The 16,430-nt window shown below is 32.1% G+C and carries 18 protein-coding genes and 3 pseudogenes; all 21 read right to left on the bottom strand.

Going from position 1 to position 16,430, the window contains the following annotated elements; translation table 11 throughout:
* Positions 1 to 2 precede the first annotated feature (2 nt).
* Entirely contained in the window at positions 3 to 1,298 is a 1,296-nt protein-coding gene (locus tag QRY57_RS12290) for an MFS transporter (protein WP_286017571.1), read from the bottom strand.
* A 118-nt stretch (positions 1,299 to 1,416) separates the two neighbouring features.
* Positions 1,417 to 2,634 carry a MerR family transcriptional regulator gene (locus tag QRY57_RS12285; RefSeq protein WP_286017570.1) on the bottom strand — a complete coding sequence of 406 codons (1,218 nt, stop codon included), beginning with the start codon at positions 2,632 to 2,634 and terminating at the stop codon, positions 1,417 to 1,419.
* A 69-nt stretch (positions 2,635 to 2,703) separates the two neighbouring features.
* Positions 2,704 to 2,967 (bottom strand): annotated as a pseudogene (locus tag QRY57_RS12280) (amidase); the annotation flags it as partial.
* A gap of 172 nt (positions 2,968 to 3,139) precedes the next feature.
* Positions 3,140 to 3,607, bottom strand: coding sequence for a GNAT family N-acetyltransferase (locus tag QRY57_RS12275; protein WP_286017569.1), 468 nt, complete (start codon positions 3,605 to 3,607; stop codon positions 3,140 to 3,142).
* A 576-nt stretch (positions 3,608 to 4,183) separates the two neighbouring features.
* A protein-coding gene (locus QRY57_RS12270) for an IS3 family transposase (RefSeq protein ID WP_286015426.1) occupies positions 4,184 to 5,343 on the bottom strand; the annotation gives its coding sequence in 2 pieces (ribosomal slippage) (positions 4,184 to 5,085 and positions 5,085 to 5,343; 1,161 coding nt in all).
* Between the two features lie 131 nt (positions 5,344 to 5,474).
* Positions 5,475 to 5,693, bottom strand: a complete 219-nt coding sequence (locus QRY57_RS12265) for an alpha/beta-type small acid-soluble spore protein (protein WP_098303164.1) — start codon at positions 5,691 to 5,693, stop codon at positions 5,475 to 5,477.
* Positions 5,694 to 5,852: 159 nt separating this feature from the next.
* Complete coding sequence (locus tag QRY57_RS12260) at positions 5,853 to 6,044, bottom strand: Imm3 family immunity protein (RefSeq protein WP_286017568.1); 192 nt, start codon at positions 6,042 to 6,044, stop codon at positions 5,853 to 5,855.
* A 200-nt stretch (positions 6,045 to 6,244) separates the two neighbouring features.
* Positions 6,245 to 6,712: pseudogene (locus QRY57_RS12255) on the bottom strand (DUF6985 domain-containing protein).
* Positions 6,713 to 6,727: 15 nt separating this feature from the next.
* A pseudogene (locus tag QRY57_RS12250) lies at positions 6,728 to 7,345 on the bottom strand (HNH endonuclease).
* An 804-nt stretch (positions 7,346 to 8,149) separates the two neighbouring features.
* Complete coding sequence (locus QRY57_RS12245; RefSeq protein ID WP_286017567.1) at positions 8,150 to 8,590, bottom strand: hypothetical protein; 441 nt, start codon at positions 8,588 to 8,590, stop codon at positions 8,150 to 8,152.
* Positions 8,591 to 8,681: 91 nt separating this feature from the next.
* Positions 8,682 to 8,834, bottom strand: a complete 153-nt coding sequence (locus QRY57_RS12240; RefSeq protein ID WP_286017566.1) for a hypothetical protein — start codon at positions 8,832 to 8,834, stop codon at positions 8,682 to 8,684.
* 184 nt (positions 8,835 to 9,018) lie between these two features.
* A complete protein-coding gene (locus QRY57_RS12235) occupies positions 9,019 to 9,312 on the bottom strand; it encodes a hypothetical protein (protein WP_243765444.1) in 294 nt (97 codons plus the stop codon).
* A 730-nt stretch (positions 9,313 to 10,042) separates the two neighbouring features.
* Positions 10,043 to 10,537 (bottom strand): hypothetical protein, encoded by a 495-nt coding sequence (locus QRY57_RS12230; RefSeq protein WP_286017565.1) that lies wholly within the window; start codon positions 10,535 to 10,537, stop codon positions 10,043 to 10,045.
* A gap of 9 nt (positions 10,538 to 10,546) precedes the next feature.
* A complete protein-coding gene (locus QRY57_RS12225) occupies positions 10,547 to 11,221 on the bottom strand; it encodes a hypothetical protein (RefSeq protein ID WP_286017564.1) in 675 nt (224 codons plus the stop codon).
* A 776-nt stretch (positions 11,222 to 11,997) separates the two neighbouring features.
* The gene (locus QRY57_RS12220; RefSeq protein WP_286017563.1) at positions 11,998 to 12,597 is read right to left on the bottom strand and encodes a pentapeptide repeat-containing protein; all 600 of its coding nucleotides are present in this window, start codon (positions 12,595 to 12,597) and stop codon (positions 11,998 to 12,000) included.
* 15 nt (positions 12,598 to 12,612) lie between these two features.
* Complete coding sequence (locus QRY57_RS12215) at positions 12,613 to 13,500, bottom strand: hypothetical protein (protein ID WP_286017562.1); 888 nt, start codon at positions 13,498 to 13,500, stop codon at positions 12,613 to 12,615.
* 367 nt (positions 13,501 to 13,867) lie between these two features.
* A complete protein-coding gene (locus QRY57_RS12210; RefSeq protein WP_286017561.1) occupies positions 13,868 to 14,227 on the bottom strand; it encodes a hypothetical protein in 360 nt (119 codons plus the stop codon).
* Positions 14,228 to 14,295: 68 nt separating this feature from the next.
* Positions 14,296 to 14,838, bottom strand: coding sequence for a hypothetical protein (locus QRY57_RS12205; protein WP_286017560.1), 543 nt, complete (start codon positions 14,836 to 14,838; stop codon positions 14,296 to 14,298).
* On the bottom strand, positions 14,790 to 15,062 hold the full coding sequence (locus tag QRY57_RS27150) for a pre-toxin TG domain-containing protein (RefSeq protein ID WP_432804085.1): 273 nt from the start codon (positions 15,060 to 15,062) through the stop codon (positions 14,790 to 14,792). The genes QRY57_RS12205 and QRY57_RS27150 overlap by 49 nt, the downstream gene beginning before the upstream one ends.
* Positions 15,063 to 15,393: 331 nt before the next feature.
* Entirely contained in the window at positions 15,394 to 15,816 is a 423-nt protein-coding gene (locus tag QRY57_RS12200) for a hypothetical protein (protein WP_286017559.1), read from the bottom strand.
* 2 nt (positions 15,817 to 15,818) lie between these two features.
* Positions 15,819 to 16,145, bottom strand: coding sequence for a pre-toxin TG domain-containing protein (locus QRY57_RS27145; RefSeq protein WP_432804084.1), 327 nt, complete (start codon positions 16,143 to 16,145; stop codon positions 15,819 to 15,821).
* Positions 16,146 to 16,430 lie beyond the last annotated feature (285 nt).

The following is a 16,430-nucleotide window of genomic DNA, read 5'->3' as shown; positions in this document are numbered from 1 at the left end:
AATTAAATACTTATATTTTTTGAAGTTAGTTCAAAGTTCACCTTATTCGCTAAACGCATATTTAATAGAAGGAATAACACTCCTCCTGCAATAGGCATGACATAAGAAGGGAGGATATTTAATAGAGCTCCTGATGAAATCATCGCTATAGGAAGCATGACTTTCGCGATACTAATGCCAATGCTTAGGACTCTACCTCTATATTCATCTGGAATCTCTTTTTGCATAAAATAAGCGAGAGGGATATCAATTAGCGCTATGAATAACCCAAACAAGAACAAGACAGCAATGAAATAACAGGTAAAAACGATGGAGTTCAGTTGTAAGCTTTTCAGCATAACTGGAACTCCTAATAAAATCATAAGAATCGATAAAGCGATGCTTATATATTTTAAAAGAATGGAATAGGAAATTCTTTCTGTGATTTTCTTTACTAATAAAGCTCCTATAATCATCCCCAGTGGAAAGGCCCCTTGGATCATACCAAACTCCTTTGCTCCAAACTTTAGAACTGTATTAATCATATACGGTAATGGAACAGTCACAGCAAAGCCGAGAAAAAAATTAATTAATATTAAGAGCATAAACATGCTTTTAATACTCTTTCTTTCAAATATATAGTTAAATCCATCCTTCATATCTCTAATCAAATGAATTTTCCCAATTAAATGATCTTCATTTAATTGGTGATTGAAAAGCTTGAAATGAATAAACATCATCGATAATCCAGAAAAGAGAAAAGAAACTCCATTTATGATAATAAAAGTTCTCATATCAAAGATTGCAAAAACAATTCCGCCTAACATAGGTCCCATAATTGAAGAGATTGAGTCGATTATTTTACTAATGGAATTAATATTCATCAACATTTTTTCAGATACAATGTTTGGCTTCGCAGCTTCTAAACCTATTCCAAAGAAAGTAGTAAACACCGTCAACAGGAACGTAGTGACGTAAATGATAAGTAAATTCAATTCATATTTCATACATAATATATAAACGGAAACCAACAAGATTCCGCTAAGAAGATCCATACAAATAACTAATGTCTTTTTATTGATCTTATCCGCAATCACCCCAGCAAACGGATTGATGATAACCATCGGAATAATTCCTAGTATAAGAGTAACTGCAAAGCTTAACGCCGAGCCCGTCTGCTTTAAAACGTATAATCCTAGCGCAAAGTTATAAATAGCCGTACCAAATATCGAGATAATTTTTCCTGTAGAATAGAGAAATAGGTTTTTCATTTCTTTTTTGTTCTTTTCATTACTTACACTCATTTGTAGTGCTTCCATTAATCCTCCACCTCACTTAACTTTTTATACAACAAATGTTAAGCTGCCGGGTGAACCCAATATCAATAGGTGTAATCCATAAATTTTTAGGAAAAAATGAAAAAAGATAGGGTTAACCCTATCTTTTTCCCAAAAATGAATATGAATAAATTTCTTCCCCCTGCACAAAGAAATTTTCGTACTTTCCACCTCGATCAATATATTCAGAAGTCCTTTCCTCAAGAGGAATATACTTTAAATCAGTGATGTTTCCCCTAATTTTTCTAGCTATAAAGTTGTCTCTAAATCTAGCTTCGATTTTGCTTTTCGTGCTAAAATTTTTAAAAGCAATATATGATCCCAATATGTAACAATTAGGCTTAAATAGAAAATCCACTTTGCGAATCAAAAACTCCTCATGTTCGAAGCTGTAATTACTAGTACCTGAATGATCAATCACGACATCGACAGAGTAATCCTGTATAGGTATATGTAAAAAATCAGCGCAAATAAAGAGCATGTTTCTATTTAAACCTGTTCTCTCTAATACACCTTTTAAAAATCGATGCCGTTCTAAGTTGCGATCAACAGCAATATACAAGCAATTTTCCGGTAATTCCCGAAAAACATTTCGCAGAAAAAAACCAACTCCGGATCCTAACTCAAGTAATACTTTATTATTTAAGTCTAATTGACCTAGTTTCCTCATTGACCATTCTCCAACTTTTTTCATATTTTCCAAATAAGCTGGATCAGTTTCATGTATATATTCAAGAACAAATTCTTCAAGATGGGGGCCAGAAGTTGCTTGAAATGCATTACCAATTTTTAAAATACCTGATTCAACAAGATATTCTTCACCACAATCGCAAATTAACTTTCCTTCCATAATTTGATTTCTATGAATGATCCCATCTTGAAGAATAAGTTTTTCGCTACACCTTAAACATTTCAGCAAATCAAGTACTTTTAAATCAATTCCCATCATTAAGCTTGAACCTTTAGATTCCGCTAATATTTCATCTAATTTCGCCTTTAAATTGTCCTTTATTTCTACTAAATTATTTATTTCCTGCTCAACCTGCTTATATTTATCCATAAATAAAGATTGATAGTACGTATCATTTTCATAATCCGTGAATTTACCAAAATTTTTATATAGAAAAAATTGTTTAATTTCGTTTAAACTAAATCCCATCCCTTTAAATTCCAAAATAATCTCTAAATCGTTTTGACAGCTCTCATCAAAAAAATAATGCCCTCCCTTCTTTTCAGGTACAATCAATCCTAAGTCCATATAATGCCTAATTGTATTAATACTTAATTTATTGACCTCTCCAAATTTACCAATCTTCACTTTACCACTACCCATACATATTTTTATTCATCAGTTCTGCTTTTCTTACATCAAAAACAACTATACTTTCTATATTAAACTAGGAGGTTTCCGAAATTTTATTGCTTGCTCAAAAACATAACCAATCTTAATTAAAGTTATCTCACCAAATGCCGTCCCAGCAAAAGTAATACCAAATGGACGCCCGTTTTCCATATATCCTTCTGGTAAAGCAATTGATGGATAACCTGCTTCTGCAGAAAGAGTAGACTCTACATATGCCGGGAATAAAATGGCATCTAGGTTATATGTTTGAAGCGCAAAATCTATTCTTTCATTTTGTGAGTAATAAAGTAAACGTCAAGTAACTCCAAAATCAACTTTTATTGTATATTTGGGAGTTACTCGACTTTTCCACAAAAAGCACCCTTTTAGTCTATAAATATTTTATAATAAGTGTAGTTTATTTAGAAAACACTAAACTACACTGTTTAATTCGGTTGTCGAATCTTTCACAATATCTCTCTTATAAATAATAGCTCATAATAATAAGTTCGCCTTTTTTTCCTATTTTTCGTACACCTTCATCAATAAAACCACATTTTTTATATAATAACTGTGCAGTAATGTTTTTCACATTTACCGCTAATACAATTTCATTAATATGTGGATATTCTTTGCGTACAAAGTCAGGTAGTAACAATAATGATTGTTTGGCATATCCCTTTCCTTGATAATAATAATCCGTTGAAAACGCTCGTAATAACATAGCTTTTGGATTTTTAGAGTAAGGATTTACACCTGCATTTTCATGAAGCACGAAAAATGTTACAAGCTCATTATTTGCAAGAAATAATATAGAATGTCTGTCAGTATCAGCTTTTGATAATTCTACACATTTTTTTGGTGTACCTGTAAATTGTAACTGTTCCTCAGATAATTCATAGCTTTCTACTTGTTTTTTAAATCGTTCTTCATATTCAATTAATTCCATAATGTCCTCCCATTAATTCTCCCCATTTGTTGAATAACTCTACCCCAAATATTAATATAAGTAAAATAATTTGGCAGTATATCTATATAAATAGAAATAGTTTCATATTGTGTTTATTCGCACTTGGTAATTAATCTTTTATCTGAAGATAATCGTTGCGTTACAGTTCATAAATTTGATTTTGAGCTAAAGTCATACAAATAAATTTCACAATCCATCAACTAATCCGATCACCCTTATAATTATTGTAGATAAAATTGAAATATTTTCAAATTCACTATATTCTTTCTTAATTGATAAATAGATAAATGAAGAACTTTATGACGAATTTACCTTTTGGCTCTAAATTAAACCTACACACGAATAACAGCACACCAAACCGCTCATTTTTCTCATAGATGAATTTTAATCATTTAGATACCTATGGTATTATTCGTAGATTTAAAGTTCCACACAAATGAATCTACGCATTCAATTTCCGGACTGGATGTTATATTTTTGAATTTAATGTAAAAATAAAGAAAAAAGTATCCATATGGTCATATCCCCGTCAAGTAGACAATAATAAAAAGAGTTTTATGCCACGGCCTTTTCCCGATATTCTATCGGGGAAAGGCCGTGAAGTTTTTCTTGGAATCGCTCTTGATTGTAAAATGTGATATATTCTTGGATTGCTCGATAAGCTGTTTCATATGTTTTTGGACGCACTAAATACAACTTCTCTGTTTTTAAATGAGAGAAGAACGATTCAATACATGCATTGTCAAAACAGTTCCCTCGTCTAGAATGACTTCCTTTTATCTTTAATCGTTCTAACTGTTTTGCGTAACTTTTTGATGTATATTGAAATCCTTGATCAGAATGTAGAAGGGTTTTAGTAGTACGCTTGATTCCTTCTAACTGTTCTAATGTAGATAGTACAAGCGCTAAATCGTTTCGATGTGATAACTTCCATGCCACGATTTCATTGTTATACAAATCTAAGACAGCTGACAAATAAGCAAATTCTTCTCCAATTCTTATGTATGTAATATCTGTTACTAATTTTACATGTCTCTTATCCGCATAAAATTCTCGATTCAGATGGTTTTGAAACACAATCGATGCTTTCCTTCCGTAAAAAGGACGTTTTTTCCGAATCATAGAACGGATTCCTAATTCATGCATCAAACGTCTAACGCGTTTGTGATTCATATACATTCCTTCACGAATCAAAGCGCGGGTCATACGTTTGTATCCATAATACGGGTGTTTCCGATGGATAGATAAAATATGCTCTTTATGCCATGTATCTTTTTGACGGCGCAACGCTACATGGGAGCGGTTTTTTCGCCATTTGTAGTAGCCAGCTTTCGATACCTCGGCAATTTGTAATAACCAACGAAGAGGATATAATGTGCGTAGTCTATCGATAATCGAAAAACGTTCTTTCTTTAAGACCATTCCTTCCCGTGTAGATTTGGATTGCGCTTTTTTAAATATTCCACCTGTGCTTTCAAATAAGCATTTTCTTCTTCTATACTATTAAAATGCTTTCGCTTCCATATGCCACGTTGATCTTCAAACGATTGTCCTTTTTCGTAACGTTTCACCCATTCAACAATTTGAGCGTCACTTTTAATTCCTAACTGTGCTCGAATGAATTGTAATGTTTTTCCTTCCTCTAATCGAAGTCGAACGGCTTCTTGTTTTACTTCTTCTGTATATGTTTGAAATGATTGTCCTTTTTTCGCCATAAAAAAATCCCCTCCAGATAAACAGTATTGAGTCCATCATACCAGATGGACTCTTTTTTACTGTCTACCTAAATGGGATAATACCAATTAACGAAGTAAAGGATACTCTTTTTAATTGGATATGTACCATTTTAATGTAATCTATATTGTCCCATTAATTGTTCTTCACCCATTCGAACAAGACGCTTTGTAATTTCCCCACCAACGGAACCATTAGCACGTGCAGATGTCTCTGGACCCAGTGTAACTCCTAATTCACGAGCGATTTCATATTTCATCTGCTCGATTGCACTTGTAGCACCAGAAATTAGAATTTCATTATAGTTATTATCATGCCTTTGAATATTCATAATTACACCTCCATTATATTTGTATATAACATGTTCTTAATTATGATATTTATACATAAAAGGAAATCATTTTATTAAACACGATTGAAACTACATGAATGCATTTCTCTCTTTACATATTCCCTTTCAACATTCTATTAATAACACTAACTCTATTTATTAATAATTATCAGCATTAGAATCATAGTCCTGTATTACGTTTTTAAGTTTATGATTGACATTACTTATTCTGGTCAAAAGATCCTCAACCTCTTCAGATACCAATTCCTTCTCTAATTCCTTCCTATCAATGTTTCCTAGCTCTTTTTTTATAGTATTAACTATACCCACCCTCGGCCATTTTTCCGCCAAGCTGATACATCTTGTATTTTCCATATATTGAAACAAATTGCATTTTTAAATCAATTAAATAGTATGTACGATAGAAATAACCTTCAAGATTAATTTTTCCGTTTGCATATAAAAAATAGCAGAGATTTCTAGTATTTATCTCTACTGTTTTTTCCGTTAACTTCCAAAACGAACTAATCTTTTATGTGTAATAGTGATATTTAAATTGTAACGTCTTGATAACCTACTTCATCTACTTTTTCATTTATAAGACGAACCCCTAAACTATTTTCCTCATCCCACGAACAGTCAAATGATACTCCTATATCACGTCCATCGCGAAGGAAATCATACGGAATAGAAATACCTACTAATGTTATATGTTCTATTAATTGATCAACTGTTTCAATTAATGGGTAATCTTCATTAATTGAAACATCATAACCAAGCTCATGCCTTTTTTGTTTATAATAATCTAAAATTGGTTGTAGTGTGTTATGTTAGATTTTTTCCCAATTATCCATTAATGAATTATATGCTACATATTGCCCTTCATCAAAATCCCCATCTTCTGTACCTCCTACTAATAATGCTATCTCTGTGTCCTTTCCTAAAAGCTTTATGGTTCTGTATCCTACCCATTTATACTGGTAATCAAGTTCTCCAAAAACTTTATCATTTATTGTCATTTTAAAATCTCCTTATTATTTATTTGCAAATCCTCCAGGCTCAAAGGCTCCTGTGTTTATCTCACCAACTCCACCAAGGTGTCCAAATTTGGCGTTTATTTCTGTTGGCACAAGTTGCATAGTAACTCCATCATTTAACTCATGCCATGTTAATTTATTTTTCACTCGATATTTTTCTATGTCTTTTGCTGTAATTCCACCAGATTCCATTGCAAATTGGTGTGCCAATTCTGGTGAATTATTAAGTTGACTTGCTACCCTTTCATTTGCTTGCTCAAAATTATAACCTCTAGCAGCATTTCCTTTAGATCCTTTTCCACCTAACATATAATCAATCTCAACTTGTGCTTTTGCTACAGGTGAAAAATTAGGAACTCCATTTTTATACTCAATTCCATTAATACCAGCTTCATTTAAGATTTTCTGTAACGTAAGATCTGGTGGTGGTTTTAGGGTACATAAAAACTAACCTCTATCCCCTTCAAAAACGACCTTTGAATTCGTTTCTGCGGGTGTTTGCTTAAATCTTGAATCATATGTACTAGCAAATTCCTATTGCTTGAAGGCTGGTAGAATATCAGCATCTCTATTACCCGTACCCTTACCAAAAACCTTCTCACCAGTCTCTTTCATATACCGATATGCATCTTGCAGCAGGTTCTTTCCTCCACTAGGAATCTTGCCTGCACCTTCCATTACAGGAATAGTGCCTCCACTAAATTTCGGCACATACTCTCCCATTTTTTTCATCGCATAACGGAATGCCTTATCTGCTTCTATAAAATCGTTTTTAACTTTTGTTTTCCCTTTATTCCACAGATCTCCCATTTTATCACTTAGCCCTTTTGCTTTTGATGCCAAGAAAGATACGCCTTCATGTAGCTTACTTGATACTTTCTTCGCTCCATCAAGAATTGCGTTTCCAACTTTTTTCCCAACAAATTTAATCCATTTTCCAACTTTTCCAATCGGAGTAATATTTAAAATCGTCCAACCTGCCGCAATGAGCCTTTCTTTTGTAGATCGTTGGTCTTTACCTGTAAAGCCCCTGATACTGACGTTTATGGAAAAATTGAGTTACTTGATAAAAATTTTTAACAATGCGGCGTAATTTCCCTCTCCATATTTCCCCTTTTAATTATATCTATTTTTTCATTTAAATAAAAAAACTGGAAGATTATCTACATCTTCCAGTTCAAATTCTCAGCCATTTTCTATATTAACCTTGCTACCGTTTGCCTTTACATCTTATCTTGCTAGTTTACTCTCATAATCTAACAAACTAACAATACTATTCACTACCATAAATGATAATAGCCAATAGACACCACATTTTCCTATAACATAGCTATTGACTACTTATTTGATAGGTATTTTAGAGAAGTTCAATCTTTCAACTTCTTACTATTGTCCCCAGAAGCTAGAAAAAGTGGTATCTTACTTTTGATTTTTCACTCTATAATCTAACTCGAATAACGCATCTTCTACATCTTCCTCCAATCGAGGACTATTCTTAAATTGTTCAATTACTTTTCTGTATTTTTCTTTTCCAGAATACCCTAACATTGATAAAATGTAACTAATACATTCATCATTAAATTTACTTAAATTCAAAACAATTGGTTCTAAATCTAATTCCTTATCAACATTACGTGAATTTTCTCCATTCAAAATAATATTTAAAATCTCTTCTTTGATATCATTATCATTTTGTTCAACAACATATTTTATTAAAACATTCATTTCTTGAATTGCTTCATCTCTGCTGATATCCCCATATTCTAAAATATCTCCTATAGCTCCTAAACTACTTAATTTTTCTTGCTTGTTTAGATTAGAGTCATTCAATATTTTATTTAACTTTTCTTCAAAATTCATATTGCTTTACTCCTTTATTTTTTTGGTGACTGGATTGGAATATGAGTACTATTTGCTAATCCCTCATTATAATGTGGACTATTTGGTTTAACTATGCCTGGTGGTTAAAACTCCCCTGAAATAGGATCAAGATACTTTTTCCCTTTTGATTTTCTTTCACAGCTCTTACCTTAAAATCTGGATAATAGCTGATCGAACGTTCTGCTACTTTCATCACATTTTTATTTTTCTCTAGTTGTTTCATTTAAATCTCGTTAAAAGTAATTTCACTCATTTTCCGCACCTTACTTATATCGTTGTCTCCATTATAGAATCAGAAGAACAGTATGATATCTAATTAATTAATATATTCAGGCTCTTTCTAAAAAATGTCCAAATAAATTTAGAAGCATACTTATTGTGATAGCTCCACAAAAAGTATGCTTCTTTCATTTTTTATTAGATAGTAATTTCCAATACTCGTCTTCAAACAGACAATTATATACGGTAACTCCTGTCTCTTTTAACTCTAATGAAATATCTTCTACTTCTGTATTCAACGTGTCTAAGTCAATACTTGTTATTCCATTATTGTTTAGAAATCCTAAAATGCTATCTCCTATTTTCTTAGATTCCTCATTGTATGGTGAGAACTCCTCAACAAGGTTGACTACATCATTTTCATAACTATAACTTAAATATTTAATCACTGCATATGGTGCAATTGCGGAAATCAATAGCATTACACAGTTAACTTCGGATTGTCCCTTAACATAGTTATTAAATTCCACACTACCGAAACGCAAATTCACATCTAGCGGTAGTATAAAATAGGAGAAACACGTTGAATAACTAAAGTCAGTAATATTGTCAATACTTAGGTTTGGTATTTCACTAATTTTTTCATCCCAAAAACATTTGTTAACAAATTTCACCAGAACGAATTGAAAATCTCCTTGTTTATATAACTTACCTGACTAATCTCTGTTAGCCTTTTCCATTTGCGCTCAGTACCACAACTTTTGATTGCAGCACCCAAAGGTGGTTTGAAACCTGTACCTGAATACCGATTTCGAGGGCCTTTCCTCATCTCTTACAAAGCATAAATTTCTCGCATTTTTTTCACTCCTTTCCGTACAAGAAATCCTTCAGGACACACTTTGACACTTACTTTCATACACCATTTTTTCTTCATCATCATATAAATAATCTGGATGAGTTTCCGCTTAATACAAATAATTGCTTAGATTTTTGTCTTTCCTTCTGAAATTTGGTAGTCAAAACAAGCCCGAAATACTAGATTTCGCATTTCTCCCTTATTCGTTACATATATTTTGAACACTTAAATAAGAAAATGGATATCTTATTTGATGAGTTTAAAAAAATAACTACGCAAAAAGACAACAAAACACTATTTTTTAATGTGTATTTGTTGTCTTAATATTTTTATCACAAATAATCAACTAGAAAATACTACAATTTTTCATTTATTTTATTCAAACATTGAATTACTTCTTGTTTCTTTGCTGGAAATAGTTCTTCATCAACGTTTACAGGATTTCCATCAAGTATTGTAAATAAACATTCTTCACAAAATTCATAAATATCACTTCTATTTTCAGACATTAATAATCTCATATTACTTTGTTGACAATTAGGACAAAGCTTATCCGACATATATGCAGACAAACCCCATATTAGGGTGGCTACTTGTCTTACAAGCTGTTCTTCCGAAAAGGTCCCAATATTTTTTTTATAATAATCTACACCCTTACTAAATAAATCATCAGAATGTCCTATAATAAAATCAGTAGATTTATATTTAATTATCTCATTAAAAAAGTCTATTGTAAGATATTTAGAAAAAATTTCTTGATTTTGAATTACAATCCCTATCAAATCATCGAAAAAAGTTTCTAATTTTTCATTAGAGAAATTAGTATATATTTCTAACAGTTCTTTTCGCATAAATACCTCCTACGGTTTAGGAACAGGATAAGCTGTAACTAAATTTCCCGCTTTATCTGTTATGACCATCATATAATTAGTTCCTTGACCCCCAACATTAGGAATGCTAGGCTTTATAGTCCCAATTTCTTTTCCAATATTAATTATTCTTGAATAATTACCAGACTGCTCCATTACTTGTACAGGCACTTTTACAGTTTCTTTCGCTTGTAAAATTGACTTTAATTCTTCTGGACTAATAGTAAAATTACCAGCATTTTTCAATGGATCAAAATGTCTGTCTAAAACATGTTCAAAACCAGCATTCTTCGATGAACTAAACCTTGTAGGTCCATTTGCAATATTTATTCTCGATTGAACAATTCCTACATTTTCTTTTGGAACATTAGCTCCGCTGGCTTCCTTAACAATATCCTTCTCACTACTACCAAAAACCTTCTCCCCAGTCTCTTTCACATACTGATAAGCATCTTGCAGCAGGTTCTTTCCTTCACTCGGAATCTTGCTTGCACCTTCCATTACAGGAATAGGGCCTCCACCAAATTCCGGCACATATTCTCCCATATTTTTCATCGCATAACGGAATGCCTTATCTGCTTCTATAAAATTGTTTTTAACTTTTGTTTTTCCTTTATTCCACAGATCCCCTATTTTATTACTTAGTCCTTTTGCTTTTGATGCCAAGAAAGATACGCCTTCATGTTGCTTACTTGACAATTTTTTCGCCCCATCAAGAAGAGCTTTTCCGCCTTTTTCTATTGCTCCTACGACCATTTTTCCGTCATACTTAAGTACTTTTCCAACTGGAATAACATTCAGATCCTTCCAGCCTGCTGCAATGGGTCCTTCTTTTATGGATAGTAGTTTCTGATCTTTCCCTGATACTGTCGTTTACATTGAAAAATTCAGTTGCTAGTTAAAACTTTCAAACAATGTTTCATCGTTTTTCTAAATGTCTTATATTTTCTTCTTTTAATTATATCTATTTTTTTCAGTTCAATAAAAAAACTGGAAGATTAATTACATCTTCCAGTTCAAATCGTATGGATAAATTCTCCAAAGAATAAAATAATAAAACAAATCGACAACAATTCGTTCTTCTACTCTCACTATTGACTTCTTTTTCAAACATGTTCCTTGGACAATGTCTAAGGAACTCACAAAATTAGAATAACCTTTACACACTCTCATCCATTTTCTAAATTGACTTTGCTATCGTTTAGCTTTACATCTTTTCTTATTAGTTTACTCTCATAATCTAGCAAACTAACAATACTATTCACTACTATAAATGAAGATATCATATAGTTGTAGAATTGCTTTCTTCGTAAAGTTTATCTCTATCTTTACAATGAATTAGCATAAAACAAATAACAACACGGTTAATCATTCATTGTTTCATGTAATTATTGCTCAGTTTAAGTATCTCATAAAAAGACAATTGTTTGATCCGCGGTATTTTAACACGTGGAAATTTGTAATTCTAACCATCTTTTGGCTTCCTCATCTATTAAAATACAAGGTTTTTCTGCCGTCCCTATATTTACTGATTTCACCAATGACTTATCCAGATTTTTCAAACCTATTAATCTAGATTGATAGAAAATTGTTTCTTCTAAAAATACAGAATCAAAATCTATATTTTTTAACACTGAATTACTAAAATCTGCCTTATATAAATTACTAAAAACAAAACTAGTTTCTTCTATGCTAGATGCAGAAAAATCTGCTTCCATTAAATCTGCTTTAGAAAAATCTGTTTTACTTATTGTGGCATTTTTAAATTCCGTGTAATCAGCCCTTGATTTAAAAAAATTACTATTTATAATAGTGGCATTCTTAAAATTTGATGAATATAATTCAGATCTATAAAAATCCATATTAGTAATTTTTTTTCCCTCTAAATTACAATCAGTTAAAACGCATTCCGATAAATCTAAATTTAAAAAATTTATATTTCTTAAATCAAATTCATCCAATACTAGCTTTTCCCCTTCTTTTCCAGTAGTTTCCACGAACAAACCGTGCTTTTTTAGTTTTCCAATCATTCTCTCGTCCATTTACTCTACTCCTTTTTACGGATAAAATATGACTCTGTCAAAAAGCCCCTTTTCTTTTAATACTTTTATTAAATCTAATTTGTGTTGTGGTATTAAATTATTTGTATTAACAATTACGTTATATCCCTTATCAAACTCTTTTTGCATATTTTTAAGGGCTCTTTCAACTGTAAATGCACCTTTTTTAGGAGACGTATGGCCATTTGGATATGACTCAAAACTTTTCACATCATATTTTTTCCCAGTAACCGTATCAATAAACTCTGCTCCTCCCTTTGGGTTGGGATCTCTTACAATTTTCCCTAAATCTCCCCGTTGTTCTAAAGCCAGTCCTATCTCTCTCTCAAGTTTAGAACCTTCAGTAATTTTCCCACCATGAGATGGGTCTCTAGCTAAATCATCTAGTTCCTTCTGAGTTCGTTGAGCAGCTCCGTTAGCTCCCTTAACAACATCCTTCTCACCACTACCAAAAACCTTCTCACCAGTCTCCTTCATATACTGATAAGCATCTTTCAGCAGGTTCTTTCCTCGACCAGAAATCTTGCCTGCACTTTCTGTAGCAAAGGCAAGTTCTCTACCAGATTTCGGCACATACTCTCCTAATTTTTTCATAGCATAACGGAATGCCTTATCTGCTTCTATAAAATCATTTTTAACCTTTGTCTTCCCTTTATTCCACAGGTCTCCTACTTTATCAACGAGACTTTTCGTTTTAGAAGCAACGAAAGATACGCCTTCTTTTACCTTACTTGGTACTTTCTTCGCTACATTAAGAAGTGCTTTTCCAGCCTTTTTCCCGACATATTTTATTCCTTTTCCAATTCTTCCAATCGGAGTAACATTCAAAAGCGTCCAGTCTGCCGCAATGATACTGTCGTTTACATTGAAAAATTCAGTTACCAATCAAAACTTTTAAATATTTTTATATTTTTCTTACACCTATTCCTTTTAATTATATCTATTTTTTCAGTTCAATAAAAAACTGGAAGATATAATTAATCTTCCAGTTCAAATTATATAGATAAGCCAACGAGTAACACGATAAAACTTCTAACAGTCACTTCACTTTTCTCACACTACTGTTAATTTCTTTTATTGGCATGTTATTTTTTCGGCATCCAAAGAATTAATAAAAATAATAACACGGCTTATTCTCTCAAATACTTTATAGATTCACATGTTCACTATTTAGACTATCTTATCCTTTTAAAAATTCTTTGTTTCCTAAAATCTAGCAGAATAGCAATTTTACATTCTTTAAGAGTAAATTCTAATTTACACATTCAAACCAATCTACACCTTCAGCTTCAATTTCTACTATAATAACATCCTCTTCACTAGTTAGTACAAACTTAATAGTTTCATTTTCTGAACCAATTCTTAATACTGAAACATCGATTATTTCATTACTATTAATTGTAAATACTTTTGGTTCAGTTTTGAATGATATTACTTCAGTAAATTCAAGTTGAACAACCTTTATTTCTGGATCACCATCCTCGTAAAATGATTGTAGCCAATTACATAAGTCCATATCCATCACAACTCTTTTTTCATTTTGATAAAAAGTTATGCTCTCTACAACACTATCGTGTAAATTATAGTTTTCTAAAAACTCAACTATTTTCATAAAGCTCCTCCTTATGGTATAATGTGTGACGCTTTTGAACCTTTAGGTACAGGCTTACCGTTAACATCCTAATAATAGTCACCCTTACCAGTACTATTAGGATTATGGACATGATAATGGTCTTTACCTTCAAAGCCATTAGCTCCCGGTTTCCCAGGATAAAATCTAACCTTCATTCCTGTATCTGGATCAAGAAACTCTCTCGAAGTGGTGTTTTTAGCCATTCCTTCAGGTGTTATATCTTTCCACCCATGATTAAGTAACTCCCTTGGATCTTTTGGTAAACTATTATAAGAATATTTTATCTTACTACTTTCCCTACCCAAAAGCCTATCTCCAGTATCTTTCACATACTGATAAGCATCTTGCAGCAGGTTCTTTCCCCCACTAGGAATCTTGCCTGCACCTTCCATTACAGGAATAGGGCCTCCACCAAATTTCGGTACATACTCTCCCAATTTTTTCAGCCCATAACGAAATACCTTATCTGCTTCTATAAAATCGTTTTTAACTTTTGTTTTTCCTTTATTCCACAGGTCCCCTATTTTATTACTTAGCCCTTTTACTTTTGATGCCAAGAAAGATACGCCTTCATGTAGCTTACTTGACACTTTCTTCGCTCCATCAAGAAATGCGTTTCCAAATTTTTTTCAATAAATTTAATTCCTTTTCCAACTTTTCCAACCGGAATAACGTTCAAATCCGTCCAGCCTGCCGCAATGAGTCTTTCTTTTGTGTATAGCTCTTTGCCTGTACGTGGGTCTATACCTGTAACTGCTCTGACACTACCATATACACTAAAACTCCAACTATTTGATAAGGCTTTTGATAATATTTCATAGCTTTCCTAACAGATTTAAATCTCCTGCTATTATTTTTTCATGTCAATAAAAAAGGAAGACTAAATACGTCTTCCAACTGATTTTATTTTCCTCTTCTTTTATCTAAATACAAAATGCATCCTCAAATTGAGTAACCATTCAACCTCTAAAATTCTCAAAAGCCTAACTCGTAGGAAAACATTCTATGTAAATCAATTCTGCTAGTTTCCTAGAGAAGAATTGATTTTCAATTTATACTATAAAATAATCATACAAGAACTCTACTTGTAAAGATTTATAACTTATATGTTATCGCCCAATTTTATACAAAATTCTTTGAAATCTTTACTTATACCTTTCTAGATTATAATATGGATTCGATATATTATCTCCAACCTCATCAATCGTTTCCAATATTTCTTTTAATATTAGATTATCTATATTTTTATCTTGATTTATACAATCCTTAATTTTTTGAAAACAATTCTTCAATCCTAGATTTACAACAAGTGAAAGAATTATATCCACATCATCATAAGAATCTGTATTCCATAATTCACTAAGAACCATGTCTATATGGTTTCTCACTCCACTTTCTAATAGCTCATAGGTCATAACTTGTCTATCCATCAATTCACTAAGAATGAGCAAAAAGTTTTTTGTATCTATTTTCTTTTGTTCAAAATCATTCAATACCCCTTGAAACATTGATACTAATGTTTCAACTGGTAATACATCAGGTAAATTTTCGTACTCTTCTAGATTCATTATCATTTCCCCCTTATTGGAATATGAACTTCATTTAAAGATTGATTTTTCGTCCAAGTCCCATCTATTTTTAATTGTTTGTTACCTATTTTTACTTGCGCTGTCCAGCGAGTACCTGATGCTGATCCTGGATACTTACTGGCAGCTACAGGGTCTGGTGCATGCCATCGTATTATTGCCTTTTGTCCATCGGCAAGTGTAAACTGATACTTCGCTCCATCAAGGAGAGCTTTTCCAACCGAAATAACGTTCAGAGTCGTCCAGCCTGCCGCAATGAGTCTTTCTTTTGTGGATAGTTCTTTGCCAGTGACGGGTTCTTTTACCTGTATATCCCCTGATACTGGTGTTTACATGTAAAAATTTATTTGCTATTTAAAACTTCTAAACAAATTTTCATCATTTTTCTAACTATCTTATATTTCTTTTTAATTATATCTATTTTTTTTAGTTCAATAAAAAACTGGAAGACCAGTTACATCTTCCAGTTCAGATCGTATAGGCAAAAGCTTCATTAAATAACGTTATAAAGTGGATATGTTTTCTTACCGGTGATTGAGAAACTCACCAAATAGCTCACACCTTGGCTGGTTCCTCAAACACTTTCAGCTTAACAT

The organism is Bacillus arachidis, assembly GCF_030285945.1.
Lineage (GTDB): Bacteria > Bacillota > Bacilli > Bacillales > Bacillaceae_G > Bacillus_A > Bacillus_A arachidis.
The sequence above is the reverse complement of the archived record's forward strand: the minus strand, read 5'-3'. Positions and strand labels throughout refer to the sequence as shown.

Bases quoted from the DNA above. Each gene is read 5' to 3' on its own strand.
- QRY57_RS12290 (WP_286017571.1), bottom strand. From the start codon at position 1,298: ATGGAAGCACTACAAATGAGTGTAAGTAATGAAAAGAACAAAAAAGAA.
- QRY57_RS12275 (WP_286017569.1), bottom strand. From the start codon at position 3,607: ATGGAATTAATTGAATATGAAGAACGATTTAAAAAACAAGTAGAAAGC.
- QRY57_RS12265 (WP_098303164.1), bottom strand. From the start codon at position 5,693: ATGAATATTCAAAGGCATGATAATAACTATAATGAAATTCTAATTTCT.
- QRY57_RS12245 (WP_286017567.1), bottom strand. From the start codon at position 8,590: ATGAATTTTGAAGAAAAGTTAAATAAAATATTGAATGACTCTAATCTA.
- QRY57_RS12240 (WP_286017566.1), bottom strand. From the start codon at position 8,834: ATGAAACAACTAGAGAAAAATAAAAATGTGATGAAAGTAGCAGAACGT.
- QRY57_RS12235 (WP_243765444.1), bottom strand. From the start codon at position 9,312: ATGCTATTGATTTCCGCAATTGCACCATATGCAGTGATTAAATATTTA.
- QRY57_RS12230 (WP_286017565.1), bottom strand. From the start codon at position 10,537: ATGCGAAAAGAACTGTTAGAAATATATACTAATTTCTCTAATGAAAAA.
- QRY57_RS12220 (WP_286017563.1), bottom strand. From the start codon at position 12,597: ATGGACGAGAGAATGATTGGAAAACTAAAAAAGCACGGTTTGTTCGTG.
- QRY57_RS12210 (WP_286017561.1), bottom strand. From the start codon at position 14,227: ATGAAAATAGTTGAGTTTTTAGAAAACTATAATTTACACGATAGTGTT.
- QRY57_RS12200 (WP_286017559.1), bottom strand. From the start codon at position 15,816: ATGAATCTAGAAGAGTACGAAAATTTACCTGATGTATTACCAGTTGAA.